Consider the following 22,454-nt stretch of genomic DNA (forward strand, 5'->3'; position numbering starts at 1 on the left):
AAAGGCGGAAGGGGCCAGCAGCAGCCCCACACTGAATGGATAAACTCGCAGCCTCAACATCCCCACCCTGGTTGTGACAAATGGCACACCCCTGCCTCTGTCACACAACTGTATTGTCGACTATTCTGCAATCTGTCCCAGTACACTTCGCAACTGTTCCGGTATTCTTGGCCGAAAACAGCCGTACAAAAACAACTACATTGCCTGCGTGTCGAGAACTGATCATGACCAACCTGTTGCTCTACCAGCGCATCGCCCAGCAACTGGCCGAAGATATTCGCCGCGGTGTGTACCAGCCAGGTGAGCGGGTGCCGTCGGTGCGCAAGATGAGCTCGCAGCTCAATGTCAGCCATGCCACGGTGCTGCAGGCCTATGCCAATCTCGAAGATCAGGGCTTGATTCGCGCGCGGCCGCAGTCCGGCTATTACGTGCACCAGACCCCTGCGTTGACCGCGCAGACGCCGGACATCGCCCGGGTCGAGCGCCCGGGGCTGGTCACGCGCAGCAGTATCATCCAGCAGGTATTGACCGAAGCCCGGCGCGACGGGGTGTTTCCCTTTGGCGCGGCGGTGCCGCATGTCGACTATTTGCCGGTGCGCGCGTTGCACCAGCAATTGGCCAAGGTCACCCGCTTTCATAGCCCGCGGGCGTTCAGCTACATGTTCAGCCCGGGTTTCGAGCCGTTGCGCCGGCAGATCGCCATTCGCATGCGCGATGCCGGCGTGGTGGTCGACCCCAGCGAAGTGGTGGTCACCCATGGCTGCGTCGATGCCCTGCAGATGTCGTTGCGGGTGCTGACCCGGCCGGGCGACCTGATCGCCGCCGAATCGCCGACCTACTACGGTTTGCTGCAACTGGCCGACCTGCTCGGCCTGAAGGTCATCGAGATCCCCAGCGATCCGTCCACCGGCATCAGTCTCGAAGCGTTACAGCTGGCGGCCAACCAGTGGTCGATCAAGGCCCTGGTGCTGACCGCGCGCCTGAGCAATCCGCTGGGCGGCACCATTCCGGAAGATCGCCAGAAGCAGCTGTTGCGCCTGGCGTCTGATTTCGACATCCAGATCATCGAAGACGATATCTATGGCGAGCTGATGTTCGAGCAGGGCAAGACCAAGGCGCTCAAGGCCTTCGACCGGCTCGGGCGGGTGATCTATTGCTCAAGCTTTTCCAAGACCTTGTCGCCCGGTGTGCGTATCGGCTGGATGGTTGCCGGCAAGTACCAGGCGGAAATCCAGCGCTTGCAGACCTTCACTACTCACTCGGCCTGCAGCGTGACGCAGATGGGGGTGGCTTCCTACCTGGAGAACGGTGGTTACGACCGGCATCTGCGTTTCATCCGCCAGGAATATCGGAAAAATCTCAGCGCCTACCAGCTGGCGGTGCAACAGCATTTCCCGGAAGGTACGCAGATGACCCGGCCCACCGGCGGTTTCATTCTCTGGGTGAGCCTGCCAGGCCGGGTCAACACCCAGGAGTTGCATGTGCGCGCACTGCAGCAGGGCATCAGTATCGCTCCGGGGCTGATCTTCAGTAATACCGAGCAGTTCAACCACTGCATCCGCCTGAACTGCGGCATCCCGTGGAACCGTGAAGCGGAGCGGGCGGTGATGACCCTGGGCATGCTCGCCAGCCAGCTGTGCCAGGAATCGGCTTCGGGCGCTTTTTTCTAGACTTGCCAGTCGTGTCAGGAACGGGGAGCATAAGCATTTTTAGGGATAATCGTCGGTGCCTATGAAAGCGTTGCGTTGTATCGGGCTGTCCCTGTGTTTGCTCGGTGGCTTGGCTTGCACCTGGGCAGCAGTGGCCGAAACCGCACCGGCCGGCAAAACCTCCACTAGCAAAAGCGCCAAGCCTGCAGCCAAGCCAAAGCAGGCAAAAGCGCCGCCGGTGCGTAAAAAGGCAAGCACCAAGGCCACCCAGCGCAGCGCACGCAAAAATGCCAAGGCGGCGCCCGCGCCATTGCCCAAGACCAAGCTCGACCTGAGCCTGCCCTCGGGCATGGTCAAGGAGCTCAAGCCCGATACCCAGGAGCAGGCACCTTTGCCCAAGCCATTGCTGCCCTACCTGTTTGGTGAGAAACCGCCTTCCGACAGCCCGTTTCAGCTCAATGGCCGGTTGATCAGCAACGAAATGCAACTGCAACTGCGTAACGACAGTCGCAAGGACGTCGAAGGTGCGGCGATAGAGTTCGAGTTCAAGCAGTAGGGCAAACTGACTGTCCAGTCACCCCTTTGGGGTTGATATTTCATCCTGCGAGCAATTTCAAACGCCTGTTTAAGCGGTTACTATCCGAGTTCATTCATCATTTGTTACTCCGAGGGTTCTGTTGTCATGAACTGCCGTGAAGGTTGTGGCGCCTGCTGCATTGCGCCCTCCATCAGCTCGCCGATACCGGGAATGCCCAAGGGCAAGCCCGCCGGTGAGCGCTGCCTGCACTTGTCGGTTGCCAACCTCTGCGGCTTGTTCGGCAAGCCCGAGCGCCCGCCGGTGTGTGGTGGTTTCAAGGCAGAGGCCGAGATCTGCGGCAACGACCGCGACGAGGCGATCAGGATCCTGGGGTGGCTGGAGCAAATGACGGCAGTTTGAAACGCGGATCTTCGACAATAAGGAACAAAAGCATGGGATCGTTTAAGCACATGGCACTGGTGTTGGGTCTGGGAGCGGCGCTGGTGCCCCTGGCGCAAGCCGAGGACTGGAAGCAGGCCAAGAACGAAGACGGAATCAAGGTCGATCTCAGTGAGGTTGCCGGTTCCGACTACAAGGCCTATCGCGGCGTTACCTTTATCAAGGCGCCACTGGCCAAGGTCAGGGCCCTGCAGGAAGACGTTGTCGGGGCCTGCGCCTGGATTCATGAGTGCAAGACGCAAAAGCTGCTGAAAACCGAAGGTGACCAGAGCTGGACCTACACTCAGTTCAATACCCCGTGGCCGGTGACTGCGCGTGATTCGGTCATGCATGTCACCACTACCGTAGCGGCTGATGGCAGCCTGATCCGCAAGCTTCAAGGCGTGCCCACATACCTGCCGGAAGAGAAGGGCTTCGTGCGGGTGGCCAAGGTTGATGGGTTCTGGAAGCTGCAGCCAAAAGACGGCGGCACCGAAGTGACTTACCAGGTGCACACCGAGCCGGGCGGCAGCGTGCCGTCGATGGTGGCGAACAAGTTTGTGGTCGATGCGCCGTTCAATACCTTGAGGGCGTTGAAAGAGCGGGCCGAGAAGCCGTAAGTACAGTTGCATCAGTTGGCGGGCTTGAGGCAACTGTTGGGCAATCGCGGGGCAAGCCCGCTCCCACAGAACCGCAGCCCGCGATGAGAGCGCAATAAAAAAGGCTGCCCGAGGGCAGCCTTTTTCGTGTTCGGCCCAAAGGCTTACTTGCGGTCTTCCAGCTTGACGATGTCGCGCGACTCGTAGCCGGTGTACAGCTGGCGAGGGCGGCCGATCTTGTACGGGCTGGAGAGCATTTCTTTCCAGTGCGAGATCCAGCCGACGGTCCGCGCCAGGGCGAAGATCACGGTGAACATGCTGGTTGGAATGCCGATCGCCTTGAGGATGATCCCCGAGTAGAAGTCGACGTTTGGGTACAGCGAGCGCTCGATGAAGTAAGGATCGGTGAGGGCGATCTCTTCCAGGCGCATGGCCAGTTCCAGCTGCGGGTCGTTCTTGATGCCCAGCTCGCGCAGGACTTCGTCGCAGGTCTGTTTCATCACGGTGGCGCGCGGGTCGCGGTTTTTGTAAACGCGGTGACCGAAGCCCATCAGCTTGAACGGATCGTTCTTGTCCTTGGCCTTGGCGATGAACGTGTCGATGTTCGAGACATCGCCGATTTCATCGAGCATGGTCAGTACCGCTTCGTTGGCGCCGCCGTGGGCAGGGCCCCACAGTGCAGCGATGCCGGCAGCGATACAGGCGAACGGGTTGGCACCCGAAGAGCCGGCCAGACGGACGGTGGAGGTCGATGCGTTCTGCTCGTGGTCGGCGTGGAGGATGAAGATCCGGTCCATTGCCTTGGCCAGCACCGGGCTGATCGGTTTGATCTCGCACGGGGTGTTGAACATCATGTGCAGGAAGTTTTCCGCGTACGACAGGTCATTGCGCGGATACATCATGGGCTGGCCCATGGAGTACTTGTACACCATCGCTGCCAGGGTCGGCATCTTGGCGACCAGGCGGACCGCGGAGATTTCGCGGTGCTGCGGGTTATTGATGTCCAGCGAGTCATGGTAGAACGCCGACAGGGCGCCAACCACGCCGCACATGACGGCCATCGGGTGGGCGTCGCGGCGGAAGCCGTTGAAGAAGGACTTCAACTGCTCGTGAACCATGGTGTGGTTCTTCACGGTGCTGACGAACTGAGCCTTCTGCTCGGCATTCGGCAGTTCGCCGTTGAGCAGCAGGTAGCAAGTCTCGAGGTAGTCGGATTTTTCGGCCAGTTGCTCGATCGGATAGCCGCGGTGCAGCAGGATACCCTTGTCGCCGTCGATATAAGTGATCTTCGACTCGCAGGATGCGGTCGCCATGAAACCAGGGTCGAAAGTGAAGTGACCCGTGGCCCCCAACCCTCTAACGTCGATAACATCGGGACCAACGGTGCCGGTTAAAATGGGCAGCTCGACGGGGGCTGCGCCCTCGATGACCAACTGCGCTTTTTTGTCAGCCATGTGGCCTCCTATTAATGCTTGAAATCATCAGACAGACCCCCCACGCAGGGCCCGCACCACTATAGTGAGATAAATTTGAATGTCAATTTGCCTAAAGCACGGTTGTAAAGGGCTTTGGGCGCTGTTTTTCCTCGAAATTACCGCCCGTTTACGCCTTTTGTTCGCTAAAGGCAATGCGCTATTTGGGCTAGGTGTCTGCGTTGTCATTAGTAGCCTAACTGTCTATAATCGGCCCCCGACCGCCAGGGGCTTGCAAGCCCGTGTTGCTGGGGTCGTCACTCCCTGGGTGGTGGGTACCTGACCAGTACACTTACCAACAACTTTGCCCTGCTTGCTAGGGGCTCTTCAGTGTGAAAAAAGCCGTGAAAAGCCAACGACCTGTAAACCTAGACCTAAGGACCATCAAACTCCCCATTACCGGCGTTACGTCATTTCTTCACCGTGTTTCCGGCATCATCCTCTTCCTCGGCCTTGGCTTCATGCTTTATGCATTGGGCAAATCCCTGGGTTCGGAGGAAGGTTTCGCCGAGGTGAAGGCATGCTTGACCAGTCCGCTGGCCAAGTTCGTGGCATGGGGCCTCCTGTCCGCCTTGCTGTATCACTTGGTAGCCGGTGTGCGCCACTTGATCATGGACATGGGCATCGGTGAAACGCTGGAAGGCGGCCGACTGGGCTCGAAAATTATCATCGCCGTTTCCGTGGTGGTGATTGTGCTGGCAGGAGTTTGGATATGGTAACCAACGTCACGAACCTCTCGCGTTCGGGCCTCTATGACTGGATGGCGCAGCGCGTTTCTGCGGTCGTTCTCGCGGCTTATTTCATTTTCCTGATCGGATACCTGGTCGCGCACCCGGGCATCGAGTTTGCCCAGTGGCACGCTCTGTTCTCCAACAACGCGATGCGTATTTTCAGTCTGCTGGCCCTTGTGGCCCTGGGCGCTCACGCCTGGGTCGGCATGTGGACCATTGCCACCGACTACCTGACGCCGATGGCGCTGGGCAAGTCGGCGACTGCCGTACGTTTCCTGTTCCAGGCGGTATGTGGTGTCGCGATGTTCGCGTACTTCGTCTGGGGTGTGCAGATTCTCTGGGGTATCTGATTCATGGCTAACATTCCTACGATTTCATTCGACGCCATCATCATTGGTGGCGGCGGTGCCGGCATGCGCGCAGCGCTGCAGCTGGCTCAGGGCGGTCACAAGACTGCCGTGATCACCAAGGTCTTCCCGACCCGTTCGCACACTGTATCGGCCCAGGGTGGCATCACCTGCGCCATCGCTTCGGCCGACCCGAACGATGACTGGCGCTGGCACATGTACGATACCGTCAAGGGTTCCGACTATATCGGTGACCAGGACGCTATCGAATACATGTGTCAGGAAGGTCCTGCTGCCGTGTTCGAGCTGGACCACATGGGGCTGCCGTTCTCGCGTACCGAGCAAGGCCGTATCTACCAGCGCCCGTTCGGCGGTCAGTCCAAGGACTTCGGTAAAGGTGGCCAGGCCGCCCGTACCTGCGCCGCTTCCGACCGTACCGGTCACGCGCTGCTGCACACCCTGTACCAGGGCAACCTGAAAGCAGGCACCACCTTCCTCAACGAGTACTACGCCGTTGACCTGGTGAAGAACCAGGAAGGTGCGTTCGTCGGTGTGATCGCCATCTGCATCGAAACCGGCGAAACCCTGTACATCAAAGCCAAGGCCACGGTTCTGGCCACCGGCGGTGCAGGCCGTATCTACTCCTCCACCACCAACGCCCTGATCAATACCGGTGACGGTATTGGCATGGCTCTGCGTGCAGGCGTTCCGGTGCAGGACATCGAGATGTGGCAGTTCCACCCGACCGGCATCGCCGGCGCTGGTGTACTGGTCACCGAAGGTTGCCGCGGTGAAGGCGGTTACCTGATCAACAAGCATGGCGAGCGTTTCATGGAACGTTATGCGCCTAACGCCAAAGACCTCGCCGGTCGTGACGTTGTGGCCCGTTCCATGGTTAAAGAGATCATCGCCGGCAACGGCTGTGGCCCTAACGGCGACCACGTGATGCTCAAGCTTGACCACCTGGGTGAAGAAGTACTGCACAGCCGCCTGCCAGGCATCTGCGAGCTGTCCAAGACCTTCGCTCACGTTGACCCTGTGGTTGCGCCGGTTCCTGTTGTGCCAACCTGCCACTACATGATGGGCGGCGTTGCCACCAACATCCATGGCCAGGCCATGACCCAGGACGCCGATGGCGTCGACCACATCATCCCGGGCCTGTTCGCGGTCGGTGAAGTGGCGTGCGTATCGGTTCACGGTGCCAACCGCCTGGGCGGCAACTCGCTGCTCGACCTGGTGGTCTTCGGTCGCGCCGCCGGCCTGCACCTGGAAAAAGCACTGAGCGACGGTATCGAATACCTCGACGCCAGCGACACCGACATCGATGTTGCCCTGAGCCGTCTGAACAAGCTCAACGAGCGCAACACCGGCGAAGACGTGGCTACCCTGCGTCGCGAACTGCAAAGCTGCATGCAGAACTACTTCGGTGTATTCCGTACCGGCGAATACATGCAGAAGGGTATCGAGCAACTGGCTGGCCTGCGCGAGCGTATCGCCAACGTCAAGATCAACGACAAGTCCCAGGCCTTCAACACCGCGCGTATCGAAGCGCTGGAGCTGCAGAACCTGCTGGAAGTCGCTGAAGCCACTGCCATCGCTGCAGAAGTCCGTAAAGAGTCCCGCGGCGCTCACGCCCGTGAAGACTTCGAAGACCGTGACGACGAAAACTGGCTGTGCCACACCCTGTACTTCCCGGGTGAGAAGCGCGTCGCCAAGCGCGCCGTCAACTTCGCGCCGAAAACCGTTCCGGCGTTCGAGCCTAAAGTCCGGACTTACTAAGGGTGGCCACAATGTTGCAAGTCGAAGTTTATCGTTACAACCCCGATACCGACTCGGCACCCAAGATGCAGGTGTTCCAGGTCGATACCGGCGGCAAGGACCTGATGGTTCTCGATGTCTTGGCACTGATCAAGGAACAGGACGAAGGTTTCTCGTATCGTCGTTCCTGCCGTGAAGGTGTTTGCGGTTCCGATGGCATGAACATCAACGGCAAGAACGGCCTGGCCTGCATCACGCCGCTGTCGGCCGTGGTCAAGCGCAACAAGCTGATCGTTCGCCCGTTGCCTGGATTGCCGGTCATTCGTGACCTGGTCGTCGATATGAGCATCTTCTACAAACAGTACGAGAAGGTGAAGCCATTCCTGCAGAACGATACGCCGGCTCCGGCCATCGAGCGTCTGCAGTCGCCGGAAGAACGCGAAAAGCTGGACGGCCTGTACGAGTGCATCCTGTGCGCTTGCTGCTCGACTTCCTGCCCGTCGTTCTGGTGGAACCCGGACAAGTTCCTCGGTCCAGCTGCACTGCTGCAGGCCTATCGTTTCCTGGCCGACAGCCGTGACACCAAGACCCAGGAGCGTCTGGCTTCGCTGGATGACCCGTTCAGCGTGTTCCGTTGCCGCGGGATCATGAACTGCGTAAACGTTTGCCCTAAAGGTCTGAACCCGACCAAGGCCATCGGTCACGTACGTAACATGCTGCTGCAAAGCGGTACCTGATTTTAAAAGTGTTGTACCCGTAGTACGCCAAGGTGCGGGCCCTTGCCCGCACCAAGGTGAAACCCGAGCTAGGGCCCACAAAGCCCAAGCTTTTACCTATGAAGATATGAGACCAGCAGGGGCTTCCGGGCTGGTACCCGGAAAATCTGTAGGATCCTTGGTGGCTTGGTTGGGTCGCTGCATTAGGACTTTTCCAGGCGTGCTGTGGCTCTTGCCGATCCGTCCCCTAACCGAGGGTGACCAAGCATGCAAGAAAGCGTGATGCAGCGCATGTGGGATAGCGCCCACCTTTCAGGTGGTAACGCTGCATATGTGGAAGAGCTCTACGAGCTTTACCTGCACGACCCTAACGCTGTGCCAGAAGAGTGGCGCACTTACTTCCAGAAGTTGCCCGCCGAAGGCAGCACCGCTACCGATGTATCGCACTCTACAATCCGCGACCATTTCGTACTGCTGGCAAAGAACCAGCGCCGCGCCCAACCGGTTTCCGCCGGGAGCGTGAGCAGTGAACACGAGAAGAAGCAGGTTGAAGTTCTGCGACTGATCCAGGCCTACCGTATGCGCGGCCACCAAGCCGCTAAGCTCGACCCCCTGGGGTTGTGGCAGCGCCCTGCGCCAGTAGACCTGTCGATCAATCATTACGGCTTGACCAATGCCGATCTTGATACGACCTTCCGTGCCGGCGACCTGTTCATCGGCAAAGAGGAAGCGAGCCTACGCGAAATCTTCGACGCTTTGCAGCAGACATATTGCCGCACCATTGGCGCCGAATTCACCCACATCGTCGACTCCGAGCAGCGCAGCTGGTTCCAGCAGCGTCTGGAGAGCGTACGTGGGCGTCCAGTCTTCTCCGCGGATATTCAGAGCCACCTGCTCGAGCGCGTCACCGCCGCCGAGGGTCTGGAAAAATACCTGGGTACCAAATACCCGGGCACCAAGCGTTTCGGCCTGGAAGGCGGCGAGAGCCTGATTCCGATGCTGGACGAGCTGATTCAACGCTCCGGTTCCTACGGCACCAAGGAAGTTGTCATCGGCATGGCTCACCGTGGCCGTCTGAACGTCCTGGTCAACACCTTCGGCAAGAACCCGCGCGACCTGTTCGACGAGTTCGAAGGCAAGAAGAAGGTCGAGCTGGGCTCCGGTGACGTCAAATACCACCAGGGCTTCTCGTCCAACGTGATGACCGCCGGTGGCGAAGTTCACCTGGCCATGGCGTTCAACCCTTCGCACCTGGAGATCGTCTCGCCAGTGGTTGAAGGTTCGGTACGTGCCCGTCAGGACCGTCGCAACGACACCGTTGGCGACAAGGTACTGCCGATTTCCATCCACGGTGACGCGGCATTCGCCGGTCAAGGCGTGGTCATGGAAACCTTCCAGATGTCGCAGACCCGCGGTTTCAAGACCGGCGGTACCGTGCACATCGTGATCAACAACCAGGTTGGTTTCACCATCAGCAACCCGCTGGACTCGCGTTCCACCGAGTACGCCACCGACGTCGCCAAGATGATTCAGGCGCCGATCCTGCACGTCAACGGTGATGATCCGGAAGCGGTGCTGTTCGTGACCCAGCTGGCGGTCGATTACCGCATGCAGTTCAAGCGTGACGTGGTCATCGACCTGGTCTGCTACCGTCGTCGCGGCCACAACGAGGCCGACGAGCCGAACGGCACCCAGCCGCTGATGTACCAGCAGATCGCCAAGCAGCGCACCACCCGCGAACTCTACGCCGAAGCCCTGACCCAGTCGGGCCGTCTTGACGCCGAGCGCGTCCAGGCCAAGGTCGACGAGTACCGCAACGCGCTGGACAACGGCCTGCACGTAGTGAAAAGCCTGGTCAAAGAGCCGAACAAAGAGCTGTTCGTCGACTGGCGTCCTTACCTGGGCCACGCCTGGACTGCGCGTCACGACACCCGCTTCGATCTGAAGACCCTGCAGGAACTGTCGGCCAAGCTGCTGGAGCTGCCGGAAGGCTTCGTGGTTCAGCGGCAGGTTTCGAAGATCTACGAAGATCGCCAGAAGATGCAGGCCGGTGGCTTGCCGATCAACTGGGGCTACGCCGAAACCATGGCCTACGCCACCCTCGCGTTCGAAGGTCACCCGATTCGCATGACGGGTCAGGATATTGGTCGCGGTACCTTCTCGCACCGCCACGCGGTGTTGCACAACCAGAAGGACGCCAGCACCTACATCCCGCTGCAGAACCTCTTTGAAGGCCAGCCACGTTTCGACCTGTACGATTCGTTCCTGTCCGAAGAAGCGGTCCTGGCGTTCGAATACGGCTACTCGACCACCCAGCCGAATGCGCTGGTGATCTGGGAAGCCCAGTTCGGCGACTTCGCCAACGGTGCCCAGGTGGTTGTCGACCAGTTCATCACCAGTGGCGAGCACAAGTGGGGCCGTCTGTGCGGTCTGACCATGCTGCTGCCACACGGTTATGAAGGGCAGGGGCCGGAGCACTCCTCGGCACGTCTGGAGCGTTACCTGCAGCTGTGCGCCGAGCACAACGTCCAGGTTTGCGTACCGACCACGCCGGCTCAGATCTACCACCTGCTGCGTCGTCAGGTCATCCGTCCGCTGCGCAAGCCGCTGATCGTGCTGACACCTAAGTCGCTGCTGCGCCACAAGCTGGCCATCTCGACCCTGGAAGAACTGGCCGAAGGCTCGTTCCAGACCGTGATCCCGGAAATCGATACCCTCGATCCGAAGAATGTCACTCGTCTGGTCCTGTGCAGCGGCAAGGTCTACTACGATCTGCTGGAAAAACGCCGTGCCGAAGGCCGCGAAGATATCGCCATCGTGCGTATCGAGCAGCTGTATCCGTTCCCTGAAGACGACCTGGTCGAAATCCTCGCGCCGTACACCAATCTCAAGGATGTGGTGTGGTGCCAGGAAGAGCCAATGAACCAGGGCGCCTGGTACAGCAGCCAACACCACATGCGTCGTATCCTGACCCGTCACAACAAGGACCTGGTCCTCGAGTACGCCGGTCGCGATGCTTCGGCAGCACCTGCTTGTGGTTACGCTTCGATGCACGCCGAGCAGCAGGAAAAACTGCTGCAAGATGCCTTCACCGTTTAATGCCATCGCGCACCAGAAACCGAATTTAAGGAACCACTGATAATGGCTATCGAGATCAAAGCCCCTACTTTCCCGGAATCGGTTGCCGATGGCACCGTTGCCACCTGGCACAAGCAACCGGGCGAAGCGGTCAAGCGTGACGAGCTGATCGTCGACATCGAAACCGACAAGGTTGTCCTGGAAGTACTGGCTACCGCTGACGGCGTGCTGGGCGCTATCGTCAAGGGCGAGGGCGAAACCGTCCTGTCCGACGAAGTCCTGGGTTCGATCGAAGCAGGTGGTGTTGCTGCCGCTGCGCCTGCCGCTGCTGCCGCGCCTGCCGCCGCTGCTCCTGCCGCCGCTGCTGCTGGCGACGAAGACGCCATCGGCGCTCCGGCTGCACGCAAGCTGGCCGAAGAGAACGGCATCGCCCTGAACAGCATCAAGGGCACCGGCAAAGACGGTCGTATCACCAAGGAAGACGTGGTTGCTGCCATCGAAGCGAAGAAATCCGCTCCGGCTGCCGCACCTGCCGCCAAGCCAGCCGCTGCTGCCGCTGCCCCGGTCGTCGCCACTGGCGATCGCACCGAGAAGCGTGTACCGATGACTCGCGTACGTGCAACCGTTGCCAAGCGTCTGGTCGAAGCTCAGTCGAACATGGCCATGCTGACCACCTTCAACGAAGTCGACATGACCGAAGTCATGGCCCTGCGTTCGAAGTACAAGGACCTGTTCGAGAAGACCCACAACGGCGTACGCCTGGGCTTCATGTCGTTCTTCGTCAAGGCTGCCACCGAAGCGCTGAAACGCTTCCCGGCCGTCAACGCCTCGATCGACGGTTCCGACATCGTCTACCACGGTTATGCGGACATCGGCGTTGCCGTTTCCAGCGACCGCGGCCTGGTGGTACCGGTACTGCGTAACGCCGAGCAGATGAGCCTGGCTGAAATCGAGAACGGCATCGCCACCTTCGGCAAGAAAGCCCGTGACGGCAAACTGTCGATCGACGAAATGACCGGCGGTACCTTCACCATCACCAACGGTGGTACCTTTGGTTCGATGATGTCGACCCCGATCGTCAACCCGCCGCAGGCTGCGATCCTGGGCATGCACAACATCATCCAGCGTCCTATGGCCGTTAACGGTCAGGTCGTGATCCGCCCGATGATGTACCTGGCACTGTCCTACGACCACCGTCTGATCGACGGTAAAGAAGCCGTGACCTTCCTGGTGACCATCAAGAACCTGCTGGAAGACCCGGCTCGTCTGCTGCTGGATATCTGATTGAGCAGCTGCAAGCTGCAAGCTTCGAGCGGCAAGCCTGAACGGTTTGCGCTTGAACTTGTGGCTTGCAGCTTATCGCTTGCAGCTTTAAAGAGGATTTTCTGAATGTCGCAAAAATTTGATGTGGTAGTGATTGGCGCAGGTCCTGGCGGCTACGTAGCTGCCATCAAGGCTGCGCAACTCGGTCTGAGCACTGCCTGTATCGAGAAGTACACTGACGGCGAAGGCAAGCTGGCCCTCGGCGGTACCTGCCTGAACGTGGGTTGCATTCCTTCCAAGGCGCTGCTGGACAGCTCCTGGAAGTACAAGGAAGCCAAAGAGAGCTTCAACGTCCACGGTATCTCCACTGGCGAAGTGAAGATGGACGTCGCCGCGATGGTTGGCCGCAAGGCTGGCATCGTCAAAAACCTGACCGGCGGTGTTGCCACCCTGTTCAAGGCCAACGGCGTCACCTCGATCCAGGGCCACGGCAAGCTGCTGGCTGGCAAGAAAGTTGAAGTCACCAAGGCTGACGGCACCACCGAAATCATCGAAGCCGAGAACGTCATTCTGGCTTCCGGTTCGCGTCCGATCGACATTCCACCGGCTCCGGTCGACCAGAACGTCATCGTCGATTCCACCGGCGCCCTGGAATTCCAGACCGTACCTAAGCGCCTGGGCGTGATCGGTGCTGGCGTGATCGGTCTGGAGCTGGGTTCGGTCTGGGCTCGCCTGGGCGCAGAAGTCACCGTCCTGGAAGCCCTGGACACCTTCCTGATGGCCGCTGACGCCGCTGTCTCCAAGGAAGCGCTGAAAACCCTGACCAAGCAAGGCCTGGACATCAAGCTGGGCGCTCGCGTGACCGGCTCGAAGGTCAACGGCGCTGAAGTCGAAGTGACCTACACCGACGCCAACGGCGAGCAGAAGATCACCTTCGACAAGCTGATCGTTGCGGTCGGCCGTCGTCCGGTGACCACCGATCTGCTGGCTGCCGACAGCGGCGTGACCATCGACGAGCGTGGTTTCATCTTCGTCGACGATCACTGCGCGACCAGCGTACCGGGCGTTTACGCCATCGGTGACGTGGTTCGTGGCATGATGCTGGCGCACAAGGCCTCGGAAGAGGGCATCATGGTCGTCGAGCGCATCAAGGGCCACAAAGCCCAGATGAACTACGACCTGATCCCGTCGGTTATCTACACCCACCCGGAAATCGCATGGGTCGGTAAAACCGAACAGACCTTGAAGGCCGAAGGCGTTGAGGTTAACGTGGGCACCTTCCCGTTCGCGGCCAGCGGCCGTGCGATGGCTGCCAACGACACCGGTGGTTTCGTCAAGGTCATCGCCGATGCCAAGACCGACCGCGTCCTGGGTGTACACGTGATTGGCCCATCGGCTGCCGAACTGGTGCAGCAGGGTGCAATCGCAATGGAATTCGGCACCAGCGCCGAAGACCTGGGCATGATGGTTTTCTCCCATCCGACCCTGTCCGAAGCGCTGCATGAAGCCGCGCTGGCTGTGAATGGCGGTGCCATTCACGTTGCCAACCGTAAGAAGCGTTAAACAATAAGAAACCACGGCGGGTGGCCCGTCGTGAGTCTTGCGTGCATGACTCACCGCGGAAAGTCCGCCGGACTCGAACTCCCGGAGCATACCGGGGGCAAGTGGTCACAGGTGGCGCGGCACTCCCATGGAGCGCAGCGCCGAAGCGCAGTACCTAACGAAGACGGTAAAAAGCATGAATCTTCACGAGTATCAGGGTAAGCAGCTGTTCGCTGAATACGGCCTGCCAGTTTCCAAGGGTTTCGCAGTCGACACCCCTGAAGCTGCCGCAGAAGCCTGCGACAAGATCGGTGGCACCGAGTGGGTTGTCAAAGCCCAGGTCCACGCCGGTGGTCGCGGTAAAGCGGGCGGCGTCAAGCTGGTTCGCAGCAAGGAAGACGCCAAGGCGTTCGCTGCGCAATGGTTGGGCAAGCGTCTGGTAACCTACCAGACCGACGCCAACGGTCAGCCAGTGACCAAGATCCTGGTCGAATCCTGCACTGACATCGCCAAAGAGCTGTACCTGGGCGCTGTAGTCGACCGTTCGAGCCGCCGTATCGTGTTCATGGCTTCCACCGAAGGTGGCGTGGACATCGAGAAAGTCGCTCACGAGACTCCTGAGAAGATCATCAAGGCTACTATCGATCCACTGGTTGGCGCTCAGCCATTCCAGGGTCGTGAACTGGCGTTCCAGCTGGGTCTGGAAGGCAAGCAAGTTGCTCAGTTCGCCAAGATTTTCGTAGGCCTGGCCAAGCTGTTCAAAGAACACGACCTGGCCCTGCTGGAAGTAAACCCGCTGGTCATCAAGGCCGACGGCGACCTGCACTGCCTCGATGCCAAGATCAACATCGACGCTAACGCCATGTACCGTCAGCCTAAGCTGAAAACCTTCCACGACCCGTCGCAAGACGATCCTCGTGAAGCCCACGCTGCCAGCTTCGAGCTGAACTACGTGGCCCTGGAAGGCAACATCGGCTGCATGGTCAACGGTGCCGGCCTGGCCATGGGTACCATGGACATCGTCAACCTGCACGGCGGCAAGCCAGCCAACTTCCTCGACGTAGGTGGTGGTGCTACCAAAGAGCGCGTTACCGAAGCCTTCAAGATCATTCTGTCCGACAGCAATGTCGCGGCCGTTCTGGTCAACATCTTCGGCGGCATCGTTCGTTGCGACATGATTGCCGAAGGCATCATCGGCGCTGTGAAAGAAGTCGGCGTCAAGGTACCGGTTGTTGTTCGCCTGGAAGGCAACAACGCTGAACTGGGTGCTAAAGTACTGGCAGAAAGCGGTTTGAACATCATTGCGGCAACCAGCCTGACCGACGCTGCTCAACAAGTTGTCAAAGCTGCGGAGGGCAAGTAATGAGCGTCCTGATCAATAAAGACACCAAAGTCATCTGCCAGGGCTTCACCGGCTCGCAAGGTACTTTCCACTCCGAGCAAGCCATCGCCTACGGCACCAAGATGGTCGGCGGCGTGACGCCAGGCAAGGGTGGCTCCACCCACCTGGGCCTGCCAGTGTTCAACACTGTGAAAGAAGCAGTAGAAGCTACCGGCGCTGATGCGTCGGTCATCTACGTTCCAGCTCCTTTCTGCAAGGACTCGATCCTGGAAGCTGCCTTCGGCGGCATCAAGCTGATCGTCTGCATCACCGAAGGCATTCCTACCCTGGACATGCTCGATGCCAAGGTCAAGTGCGACGAGCTGGGTGTTACCCTGATCGGCCCTAACTGCCCAGGCGTCATCACTCCGGGCGAGTGCAAGATCGGCATCATGCCAGGTCACATCCACTTGCCAGGCAAGGTCGGTATCGTTTCGCGTTCCGGCACCCTGACCTACGAAGCGGTCAAGCAGACCACTGACGCCGGTTTCGGTCAGTCCACCTGCGTCGGTATCGGTGGCGACCCGATCCCGGGCTCCAACTTCATCGACATCCTGAAGCTGTTCCAGGAAGACCCGAAGACCGAAGCGATCGTCATGATCGGCGAGATCGGCGGTTCGGCTGAAGAAGAAGCAGCTGCCTACATCAAGGCCAACGTTACCAAGCCTGTGGTTTCCTACATCGCTGGTGTTACCGCGCCTGCGGGCAAGCGTATGGGCCACGCTGGCGCCATCATCTCCGGCGGCAAAGGCACTGCAGACGAGAAATTCGCTGCGCTGCAGGATGCTGGTGTGAAAACCGTGCGTTCGCTGGCAGACATCGGCAAGGCCCTGGCCGAGCTGACTGGCTGGGAAGTGAAGAAGTAAGCACTGCCCGGTAAACAAGAAAGGCCACCTTCGGGTGGCCTTTTTTGTTTACCGGGCAGCAGCGGCAAGGGGCAAGCTTCAAGCTGCAAGAGGGTATTGCGGCAAGCTTGCAGCTTGTAACTTGCCGCTTGAGGCTGTCGCGCAAGCGACACGCATATTCACACATCGGACAAGCAGCCCTGCAGCAGTGCGTTTCTGTGACAAATTCGTTAACCTATGCACTCATTTTGTGCCCGCTCCCCAAAAGGGAACGACACGCTAAACGGGTCTGGCTCATCCAGCCAGGCAGCATTTCCCTCACCCAAGGGGAAATCCCTCTCTAAATCCCGATTTCAGCAGTGTGGTATTTCCTTAATGAAAGTTTTAAAAGGCCAGGACATCCTGGCACTTGGTTTTATGACGTTCGCTTTGTTCGTCGGCGCGGGCAATATCATTTTCCCACCTATCGTCGGTCTGCAATCCGGTCCACACGTGTGGATGGCGGCGCTGGGTTTCCTGATCACTGCTGTGGGCCTGCCGGTTATCACTGTTGTCGCCCTGGCCAAGGTCGGCGGCGGCATGGATGCCCTGAGCAGCCCGATCGGCAAGGTCGCCGGCGGCCTGCTGGCGGCGGTGTGCTACCTGTCGGTAGGCCCGCTGTTCGCCACTCCGCGTACCGCCACCGTATCCTTCGAGGTGGGTGTTGCGCCGCTGACCGGTGAAAGCCCGCTGGCCCTGTTTATCTACAGCCTGGTGTACTTCCTGGTGGTGCTGGCGGTGTCCATGTACCCGGGCAAGTTGCTCGACACCGTCGGTCGCTTCCTCGCGCCGCTGAAGATCATCGCCCTGGCCGCACTCGGCATCGCCGCGTTCATGCTGCCCGCCGGTGGTATCGGTGAAGCGCAGCCGGCCTACGTTGCCGCACCGTTCTCCCAGGGCTTCATCAATGGTTACCTGACCATGGATACCCTCGGCGCCCTGGTGTTCGGTATCGTCATCGTCAACGCCATCCGTTCGCGCGGTGTCGAATCGCCGCGGCTGATCACCCGCTACGCGATCATTGCCGGCCTGATCGCCGGGGTCGGCCTGGCCCTGGTGTACATCAGCCTGTTCCGCCTGGGTGCCGGCAGCCATGAAATCGCCGCCGGTGCCAGCAACGGCGCAGCGGTACTGCATGCTTATGTACAGCACACCTTCGGCTCGCTGGGCAGCGGCTTCCTGGCCGTGCTGATCGCCCTGGCCTGTCTGGTGACCGCCGTTGGCCTGACCTGCGCCTGTGCCGAGTATTTCAGCCAGGTACTGCCGCTGTCGTACCGCACCCTGGTGGTGATCCTTGCCGGCTTCTCGCTGCTGATCTCCAACCTCGGCCTGACCAAGCTGATCATGTTCTCGATTCCGGTGCTGACGGCTATCTACCCGCCGTGCATCGTGGTCGTGGGCCTGAGCTTCTGCAAAGAGCTGTGGAATTCCGAGGTGCGCATCCTCGCGCCGGTGATGCTGGTGTCGCTGCTGTTCGGCATGATCGATGCCATCAAGGGCACCGCCCTGGCCAGCGAACTGCCGGAAATCCTCGCCCACCTGCCGCTGAGCGAGCAGGGCCTGGCCTGGCTGGTACCGTCGGTAGTGGCCCTGGGCGTTGCGGTGGTGTGTGACCGCATGCTTGGCAAGCCACGCGAAGTGCTGGCCTGAGAATTGGCCCTATGACGGACACCGGCCACAAGCCAACAGGGTGACCGTCACGGCAAATTCCGAGCCCCGTGTCCGCAAGGACGCGGGGCTTTTTCGTTTCTGCACGGCAGACGTGTCTTTTTCTGCGCTAAAGCGTCGAAAGCCGGTCAATGGGCTTTATTGTGCTCGAAACTTCAATCAGGACCTTGCATGAGCTTCATTCAAAGCAATCTGATCCACTTGCTGGCCGCCTGCTGGTTCGTTGTCTGCTGGGGCGGATACACCCGTTATGCCACCTGGAAGGGCCGCGATACCGCTTGCCTGGCCAGCGTGCTGCACCTGTACCGCGAAGACTGGATGCGCCGCATGCTGCTGCGTGACAACCGCATCGCCGATGCCAGCGTGATCGGTAACCTGGAGCGCAACGCCTCGTTCTTTGCCTCCAGCACCTTGATCATCCTGGCCGGTATTCTCACCGTGCTCGGCGCATCAGACCGTGCGGTATCGTTGCTGGCAGACCTGCCGCTGGTGCAGCAGGCGTCCCAGGGCATGTCGGAAATCAAGTTGCTGTGCCTGGCGATGGTATTTGTGTACGCCTTCTTCACTTTCAGCTGGTGCATGCGTCAATACAACTTCGCCGCCGTATTGGTGGGTTCGGCGCCGATGATCGGCGAGCGTCAGGTCAGCGAACTTGAGCGCAAGGCCTTTGCCCTTAGAGCGGCCAAGGTTATTTCCCTGGCCGCCAACCAGTTCAACTTTGGCCTGCGTTCCTATTACTTCGGCATGGCCATGCTCTGCTGGTTTATCAGCCCCTGGTTGTTTATGTTGATGAGTACCGGGGTAGTGCTGGTGCTGTATCGCCGTGAATTCCACTCCGATGTGCTCGATGTGATGGTCTATACCCCGACCGAAGCGCCGGTGGCGGAACCCGGCAAAGAGAACCTCGCCTGAAGGTTATTGACTGAATCGTTTAACCTTATTGCAACAGGCATAAAAAAACCCGACAGCGTCGGGTTTTTTTATTCCGGCGGGCTTGCTTACTTGGCAGGCTCGGCAGGAGTAGCTGGAGCAGCAGGTGCAGCTTCTTTTGCAGCTTCTTCAGCGGCTTTCTGTTGCGCTTCGGCCTGATCTTTGGCGGCTTCGGCGTTTTCTTTCGCGGCCTCGTTCACTTTATCCTGAGCTTCACCCATCTTCTCTTGGGCTTGCTCGGCGTGTTGTTGAGCATCTTGGGCTTTGTTCTCGCTGGCTTTATCGCAAGCGGCCAGGCCCAGAGCAGCGGCGAGCATAACGGCAAAAGCAAAAGGTTTACGCATGGGGTGTTTCTCCTTGTGGAATAAGTTACTTGTTCCTTCGAGCTCAAGTAACCGGTAGAAGTTCCGCGCACAATACAGATATATAACAAATGGTTCTATATGGACATTTGCCAGACTGTGTGCATGTTCTCAATGGCCCGGGAGTTTTTCAAATGACCGACACTTCTTTGCTGGCAATGGCCGAACGTTTTCTCTCGGCATTGCGACATTGCCAGGTGCTGCAGATGCGCGTGCATCACGCTGATGCCCAGGGCATGACCCTGGTGTTGCCGTACTCGACGAAGATCGTCGGCAACCCACAGACCGGCGCCGTGCATGGCGGGGCGGTGACCACCCTGATGGACACCACCTGCGGCATGGCTACCCTTTGTGCGCTGCCTGAGTTCGAGGTATGCCCGACGCTAGACCTGCGCATCGACTACATGCAGCCGGCCGAGGCCGGCAAGGACATCTTCGGCCATGCCTACTGCTATCGCGTTTCTCGCGATGTGATCTTCACCCGTGGGCTGGCCTACCAGGACGACCCGCAGCAGCCGATCGCCCAGGTGGTAGGCACTTTCATGCGCCTGGGCAAGGGCATCAAGGGCGGCCTGAATTTCGCCAGCAAGCTCAAGGGGAGCGGCCAATGATTGCGCCAGAGGTACACCAGCAACTGCGCCAGGCCCATGCCGAAGGTAATTATGAGCCGCTGCTGCAGTTGATCCCTTATGCCGGATTGATTGGTATCCAGTGCAGCCGCCAGGGCGATGACCTGTTGTTTTGCCTGCCGGCCAGCCAGGACAACATTGGCAATCCGTTGCTGCCGGCGATCCACGGCGGGGTGATCGCAGGCTTCATGGAGCTGTCGGCGGCGCTGTACCTGCTGATTTTCAGCGAAAGCGCGGCGATCCCGAAGATCATCGACTTTTCCATCGACTACCTGCGCGCCGGCCACTACCGCGACACCTACGCCCGCTGCCAGCTATGGCGCCAGGGCCGGCGGGTAACCAACGTGGCCATAACCGCCTGGCAGGGCGACGCGGACGAACCGATTGCCACGGCGCGCGCGCATTTCAAGATCGAAGAAATGACTTCGCCCTTGAAATAGCCCCAGCCACCCCCATCTGTTGTGCATCCCGCCGTGAAAGCAGGCCGCCGGCCTGCCCAACGACAACTGCCATCAGATCGGAGTGTTGAAGACCATGAGTGTGGAAACTCAAAAAGAAACCCTGGGCTTCCAGACCGAGGTGAAGCAACTGCTGCACCTCATGATCCATTCCCTGTATTCGAACAAGGAAATCTTCCTTCGCGAACTGATTTCCAACGCCTCCGACGCCGTCGATAAACTGCGCTTCGAAGCCCTGGCCAAGCCAGAGCTGCTCGAAGGCGGCGCCGAGCTTAAAATCCGCCTGAGCTTCGACAAGGACGCCAACACCGTCACCCTCGAAGACAACGGCATCGGCATGAGCCGCGAAGAGGTCATCGCGCACCTGGGCACCATCGCCAAGTCCGGCACCGCCGACTTCATGAAAAACCTCACCGGCGACCAGAAGAAGGACTCGCACCTGATCGGTCAGTTCGGCGTGGGCTTCTACTCGGCCTTTATCGTCGCCGACAAGGTCGACGTATTCAGCCGCCGCGCCGGCCTGCCAGCTGCCGAGGGCGTGCACTGGTCGTCCAAGGGCGAGGGTGACTTTGAAGTTGCCACTGTCGACAAGGCCGAGCGCGGTACGCGCATCGTCCTGCACCTGAAAAAAGGTGAAGAAGAGTTCGCCGACGGCTGGCGCCTGCGCAACATCGTCAAGAAGTACTCCGATCACATCGCCTTGCCGATCGAGCTGCCAAAACAGGTCGAAGCCGGCGAAGGTGAAGAAAAGCCGGCCGAAGAATGGGAAACCGTCAACCGCGCCAGCGCCCTGTGGACCCGTCCGCGTACCGAGATCAAGGACGAGGAATACCAGGAGTTCTACAAGCACATCGGTCACGATTTCGAGAACCCGCTGGCCTGGAGCCACAACAAGGTCGAAGGCAAGCTTGAGTACAACTCGCTGCTCTACGTACCGGCCCGCGCCCCGTTCGACCTGTACCAGCGTGAAGCGCCACGCGGCCTGAAGCTGTACGTGCAGCGTGTGTTCATCATGGACCAGGCAGAATCCTTCCTGCCGCTGTACCTGCGTTTCATCAAGGGCGTGGTCGATTCCAACGACCTGTCGCTGAACGTTTCGCGCGAAATCCTGCAGAAAGACCCGATCATCGATTCGATGAAGTCGGCGCTGACCAAGCGCGTGCTGGACATGCTCGAGAAGCTGGCCAAGAACGAGCCTGAGCAGTACAAGGGTTTCTGGAAGAACTTTGGCCAGGTGATGAAAGAAGGCCCGGCTGAAGACTTCGCCAACAAGGAAAAGATCGCCGGCCTGCTGCGTTTCGCCTCCACCCATGACGAAAGCGGCGAGCAGAGCGTTGCCCTGGCCGACTACCTGGCCCGCGCCAAGGAAGGTCAGGACAAGATCTACTTCCTCACCGGCGAATCCTACGCGCAGGTCAAGAACAGCCCGCACCTGGAAGTCTTCCGCAAGAAAGGCATCGAAGTGCTGCTGCTGACCGACCGTATCGACGAGTGGCTGATGAGCTACCTGAGCGAATTCGACGGCAAGAGCTTCGTCGACGTCGCCCGCGGTGACCTGGACCTGGGCAAGCTGGACTCTGAAGAGGACAAGAAAGCCCAGGAAGAAGTCGCCAAGGAGAAAGAAGGCCTGGTCGAGCGCCTCAAGGCGGCGCTGGGCGAGAGCGTCAGCGAAGTGCGCGTGTCGCACCGCCTGACCGATTCGCCGGCGATCCTGGCTATCGGTGAACAGGACCTGGGCCTGCAGATGCGCCAGATCCTCGAAGCCAGCGGACAGAAGGTGCCGGACTCCAAGCCGATCTTCGAATTCAACCCGGGCCACCCGCTGATCGAGAAGCTGGACAACGAGCAGAGCGAAGACCGTTTCGCCGACTTCTCGCACATCCTCTTCGATCAGGCCGCGCTGGCGGCGGGCGATAGCCTCAAGGACCCGGCGGCGTACGTTCGTCGCCTGAACAAGCTGCTGGTCGAATTGTCGGCTTAAGTAGTTGCAGGAAAGCCCGCTTCGGCGGGCTTTTTTCATTGTGCAAGGAGG

General features: G+C 59.6%; 20 protein-coding genes. 18 read left to right on the top strand and 2 right to left on the bottom strand.

Features of this window, described 5'->3' with window-relative positions; all coding sequences use genetic code 11:
- Positions 1-224 precede the first annotated feature (224 nt).
- The 4 genes from LOY37_RS08650 (at position 225) to LOY37_RS08665 (ending at position 3,224) form a co-directional block, all read left to right on the top strand.
- Positions 225-1,670: a PLP-dependent aminotransferase family protein gene (locus LOY37_RS08650; RefSeq protein WP_045200530.1), complete on the top strand. Its 1,446-nt coding sequence runs from the start codon at positions 225-227 to the stop codon at positions 1,668-1,670.
- A 217-nt stretch (positions 1,671-1,887) separates the two neighbouring features.
- Positions 1,888-2,205, top strand: coding sequence for a translation initiation factor 2 (locus LOY37_RS08655; RefSeq protein WP_309475546.1), 318 nt, complete (start codon positions 1,888-1,890; stop codon positions 2,203-2,205).
- Between the two features lie 126 nt (positions 2,206-2,331).
- Positions 2,332-2,586, top strand: a complete 255-nt coding sequence (locus LOY37_RS08660) for a YkgJ family cysteine cluster protein (RefSeq protein ID WP_258716645.1) — start codon at positions 2,332-2,334, stop codon at positions 2,584-2,586.
- Between the two features lie 32 nt (positions 2,587-2,618).
- Entirely contained in the window at positions 2,619-3,224 is a 606-nt protein-coding gene (locus tag LOY37_RS08665; protein ID WP_258716646.1) for an START domain-containing protein, read from the top strand.
- 143 nt (positions 3,225-3,367) lie between these two features.
- Here LOY37_RS08665 and gltA read toward each other — a convergent pair whose 3' ends face one another.
- Positions 3,368-4,657, bottom strand: coding sequence for a citrate synthase (gene gltA, locus LOY37_RS08670; protein ID WP_258610163.1), 1,290 nt, complete (start codon positions 4,655-4,657; stop codon positions 3,368-3,370).
- Positions 4,658-5,007: 350 nt separating this feature from the next.
- Between gltA and sdhC the strand changes: the two genes are divergently transcribed.
- The 11 genes from sdhC to LOY37_RS08725 all read left to right on the top strand — a co-directional run bounded on the left by sdhC (position 5,008) and on the right by LOY37_RS08725 (position 18,955).
- Positions 5,008-5,394 (top strand): succinate dehydrogenase, cytochrome b556 subunit, encoded by a 387-nt coding sequence (sdhC, locus tag LOY37_RS08675; RefSeq protein ID WP_174242293.1) that lies wholly within the window; start codon positions 5,008-5,010, stop codon positions 5,392-5,394.
- On the top strand, positions 5,388-5,756 hold the full coding sequence (sdhD, locus tag LOY37_RS08680) for a succinate dehydrogenase, hydrophobic membrane anchor protein (protein WP_028945358.1): 369 nt from the start codon (positions 5,388-5,390) through the stop codon (positions 5,754-5,756). Before sdhC ends, sdhD begins: the two co-directional genes overlap by 7 nt.
- Positions 5,757-5,759: 3 nt before the next feature.
- On the top strand, positions 5,760-7,532 hold the full coding sequence (gene sdhA, locus LOY37_RS08685; RefSeq protein WP_045200538.1) for a succinate dehydrogenase flavoprotein subunit: 1,773 nt from the start codon (positions 5,760-5,762) through the stop codon (positions 7,530-7,532).
- A gap of 11 nt (positions 7,533-7,543) precedes the next feature.
- Entirely contained in the window at positions 7,544-8,248 is a 705-nt protein-coding gene (locus tag LOY37_RS08690; protein WP_010224678.1) for a succinate dehydrogenase iron-sulfur subunit, read from the top strand.
- A 246-nt stretch (positions 8,249-8,494) separates the two neighbouring features.
- On the top strand, positions 8,495-11,326 hold the full coding sequence (locus LOY37_RS08695; protein ID WP_258716647.1) for a 2-oxoglutarate dehydrogenase E1 component: 2,832 nt from the start codon (positions 8,495-8,497) through the stop codon (positions 11,324-11,326).
- Between the two features lie 42 nt (positions 11,327-11,368).
- A complete protein-coding gene (gene odhB / locus LOY37_RS08700; protein WP_045200542.1) occupies positions 11,369-12,589 on the top strand; it encodes a 2-oxoglutarate dehydrogenase complex dihydrolipoyllysine-residue succinyltransferase in 1,221 nt (406 codons plus the stop codon).
- Positions 12,590-12,694: 105 nt separating this feature from the next.
- Positions 12,695-14,131, top strand: a complete 1,437-nt coding sequence (lpdA, locus tag LOY37_RS08705; RefSeq protein ID WP_038996215.1) for a dihydrolipoyl dehydrogenase — start codon at positions 12,695-12,697, stop codon at positions 14,129-14,131.
- Positions 14,132-14,306: 175 nt separating this feature from the next.
- Positions 14,307-15,473, top strand: coding sequence for an ADP-forming succinate--CoA ligase subunit beta (gene sucC, locus LOY37_RS08710; protein WP_010224674.1), 1,167 nt, complete (start codon positions 14,307-14,309; stop codon positions 15,471-15,473).
- Entirely contained in the window at positions 15,473-16,357 is an 885-nt protein-coding gene (gene sucD / locus LOY37_RS08715; protein ID WP_045200545.1) for a succinate--CoA ligase subunit alpha, read from the top strand. The genes sucC and sucD overlap by 1 nt, the downstream gene beginning before the upstream one ends.
- Positions 16,358-16,711: 354 nt before the next feature.
- Entirely contained in the window at positions 16,712-18,025 is a 1,314-nt protein-coding gene (gene brnQ / locus LOY37_RS08720) for a branched-chain amino acid transport system II carrier protein (protein WP_045202210.1), read from the top strand.
- 189 nt (positions 18,026-18,214) lie between these two features.
- A complete protein-coding gene (locus tag LOY37_RS08725; protein WP_045202208.1) occupies positions 18,215-18,955 on the top strand; it encodes a DUF599 domain-containing protein in 741 nt (246 codons plus the stop codon).
- A gap of 86 nt (positions 18,956-19,041) precedes the next feature.
- Here LOY37_RS08725 and LOY37_RS08730 read toward each other — a convergent pair whose 3' ends face one another.
- Entirely contained in the window at positions 19,042-19,317 is a 276-nt protein-coding gene (locus LOY37_RS08730) for a hypothetical protein (RefSeq protein WP_045202206.1), read from the bottom strand.
- Between the two features lie 152 nt (positions 19,318-19,469).
- Here LOY37_RS08730 and LOY37_RS08735 point away from each other — a divergent pair, with 152 nt between their 5' ends.
- The 3 genes from LOY37_RS08735 to htpG all read left to right on the top strand — a co-directional run bounded on the left by LOY37_RS08735 (position 19,470) and on the right by htpG (position 22,403).
- The gene (locus LOY37_RS08735; RefSeq protein ID WP_045202204.1) at positions 19,470-19,946 is read left to right on the top strand and encodes a PaaI family thioesterase; all 477 of its coding nucleotides are present in this window, start codon (positions 19,470-19,472) and stop codon (positions 19,944-19,946) included.
- A complete protein-coding gene (locus LOY37_RS08740) occupies positions 19,943-20,404 on the top strand; it encodes a PaaI family thioesterase (RefSeq protein ID WP_258716648.1) in 462 nt (153 codons plus the stop codon). The genes LOY37_RS08735 and LOY37_RS08740 overlap by 4 nt, the downstream gene beginning before the upstream one ends.
- A 94-nt stretch (positions 20,405-20,498) precedes the next feature.
- Positions 20,499-22,403 carry a molecular chaperone HtpG gene (gene htpG, locus LOY37_RS08745; RefSeq protein ID WP_123568226.1) on the top strand — a complete coding sequence of 635 codons (1,905 nt, stop codon included), beginning with the start codon at positions 20,499-20,501 and terminating at the stop codon, positions 22,401-22,403.
- The last annotated feature ends 51 nt before the right edge of the window (positions 22,404-22,454 follow it).

This window comes from Pseudomonas sp. B21-012 (assembly GCF_024749305.1).
Classification (GTDB): domain Bacteria; phylum Pseudomonadota; class Gammaproteobacteria; order Pseudomonadales; family Pseudomonadaceae; genus Aquipseudomonas.

Coding starts and splice junctions, on each gene's coding strand:
- brnQ (WP_045202210.1), top strand. CDS start 16,712: ATGAAAGTTTTAAAAGGCCAGGACATCCTGGCACTTGGTTTTATGACG.
- LOY37_RS08695 (WP_258716647.1), top strand. CDS start 8,495: ATGCAAGAAAGCGTGATGCAGCGCATGTGGGATAGCGCCCACCTTTCA.
- sucC (WP_010224674.1), top strand. CDS start 14,307: ATGAATCTTCACGAGTATCAGGGTAAGCAGCTGTTCGCTGAATACGGC.
- lpdA (WP_038996215.1), top strand. CDS start 12,695: ATGTCGCAAAAATTTGATGTGGTAGTGATTGGCGCAGGTCCTGGCGGC.
- LOY37_RS08665 (WP_258716646.1), top strand. CDS start 2,619: ATGGGATCGTTTAAGCACATGGCACTGGTGTTGGGTCTGGGAGCGGCG.
- LOY37_RS08735 (WP_045202204.1), top strand. CDS start 19,470: ATGACCGACACTTCTTTGCTGGCAATGGCCGAACGTTTTCTCTCGGCA.
- LOY37_RS08730 (WP_045202206.1), bottom strand. CDS start 19,317: ATGCGTAAACCTTTTGCTTTTGCCGTTATGCTCGCCGCTGCTCTGGGC.
- LOY37_RS08650 (WP_045200530.1), top strand. CDS start 225: ATGACCAACCTGTTGCTCTACCAGCGCATCGCCCAGCAACTGGCCGAA.
- sdhD (WP_028945358.1), top strand. CDS start 5,388: ATGGTAACCAACGTCACGAACCTCTCGCGTTCGGGCCTCTATGACTGG.
- sdhA (WP_045200538.1), top strand. CDS start 5,760: ATGGCTAACATTCCTACGATTTCATTCGACGCCATCATCATTGGTGGC.
- LOY37_RS08690 (WP_010224678.1), top strand. CDS start 7,544: ATGTTGCAAGTCGAAGTTTATCGTTACAACCCCGATACCGACTCGGCA.
- sucD (WP_045200545.1), top strand. CDS start 15,473: ATGAGCGTCCTGATCAATAAAGACACCAAAGTCATCTGCCAGGGCTTC.
- htpG (WP_123568226.1), top strand. CDS start 20,499: ATGAGTGTGGAAACTCAAAAAGAAACCCTGGGCTTCCAGACCGAGGTG.
- LOY37_RS08740 (WP_258716648.1), top strand. CDS start 19,943: ATGATTGCGCCAGAGGTACACCAGCAACTGCGCCAGGCCCATGCCGAA.
- odhB (WP_045200542.1), top strand. CDS start 11,369: ATGGCTATCGAGATCAAAGCCCCTACTTTCCCGGAATCGGTTGCCGAT.
- LOY37_RS08725 (WP_045202208.1), top strand. CDS start 18,215: ATGAGCTTCATTCAAAGCAATCTGATCCACTTGCTGGCCGCCTGCTGG.
- gltA (WP_258610163.1), bottom strand. CDS start 4,657: ATGGCTGACAAAAAAGCGCAGTTGGTCATCGAGGGCGCAGCCCCCGTC.
- LOY37_RS08660 (WP_258716645.1), top strand. CDS start 2,332: ATGAACTGCCGTGAAGGTTGTGGCGCCTGCTGCATTGCGCCCTCCATC.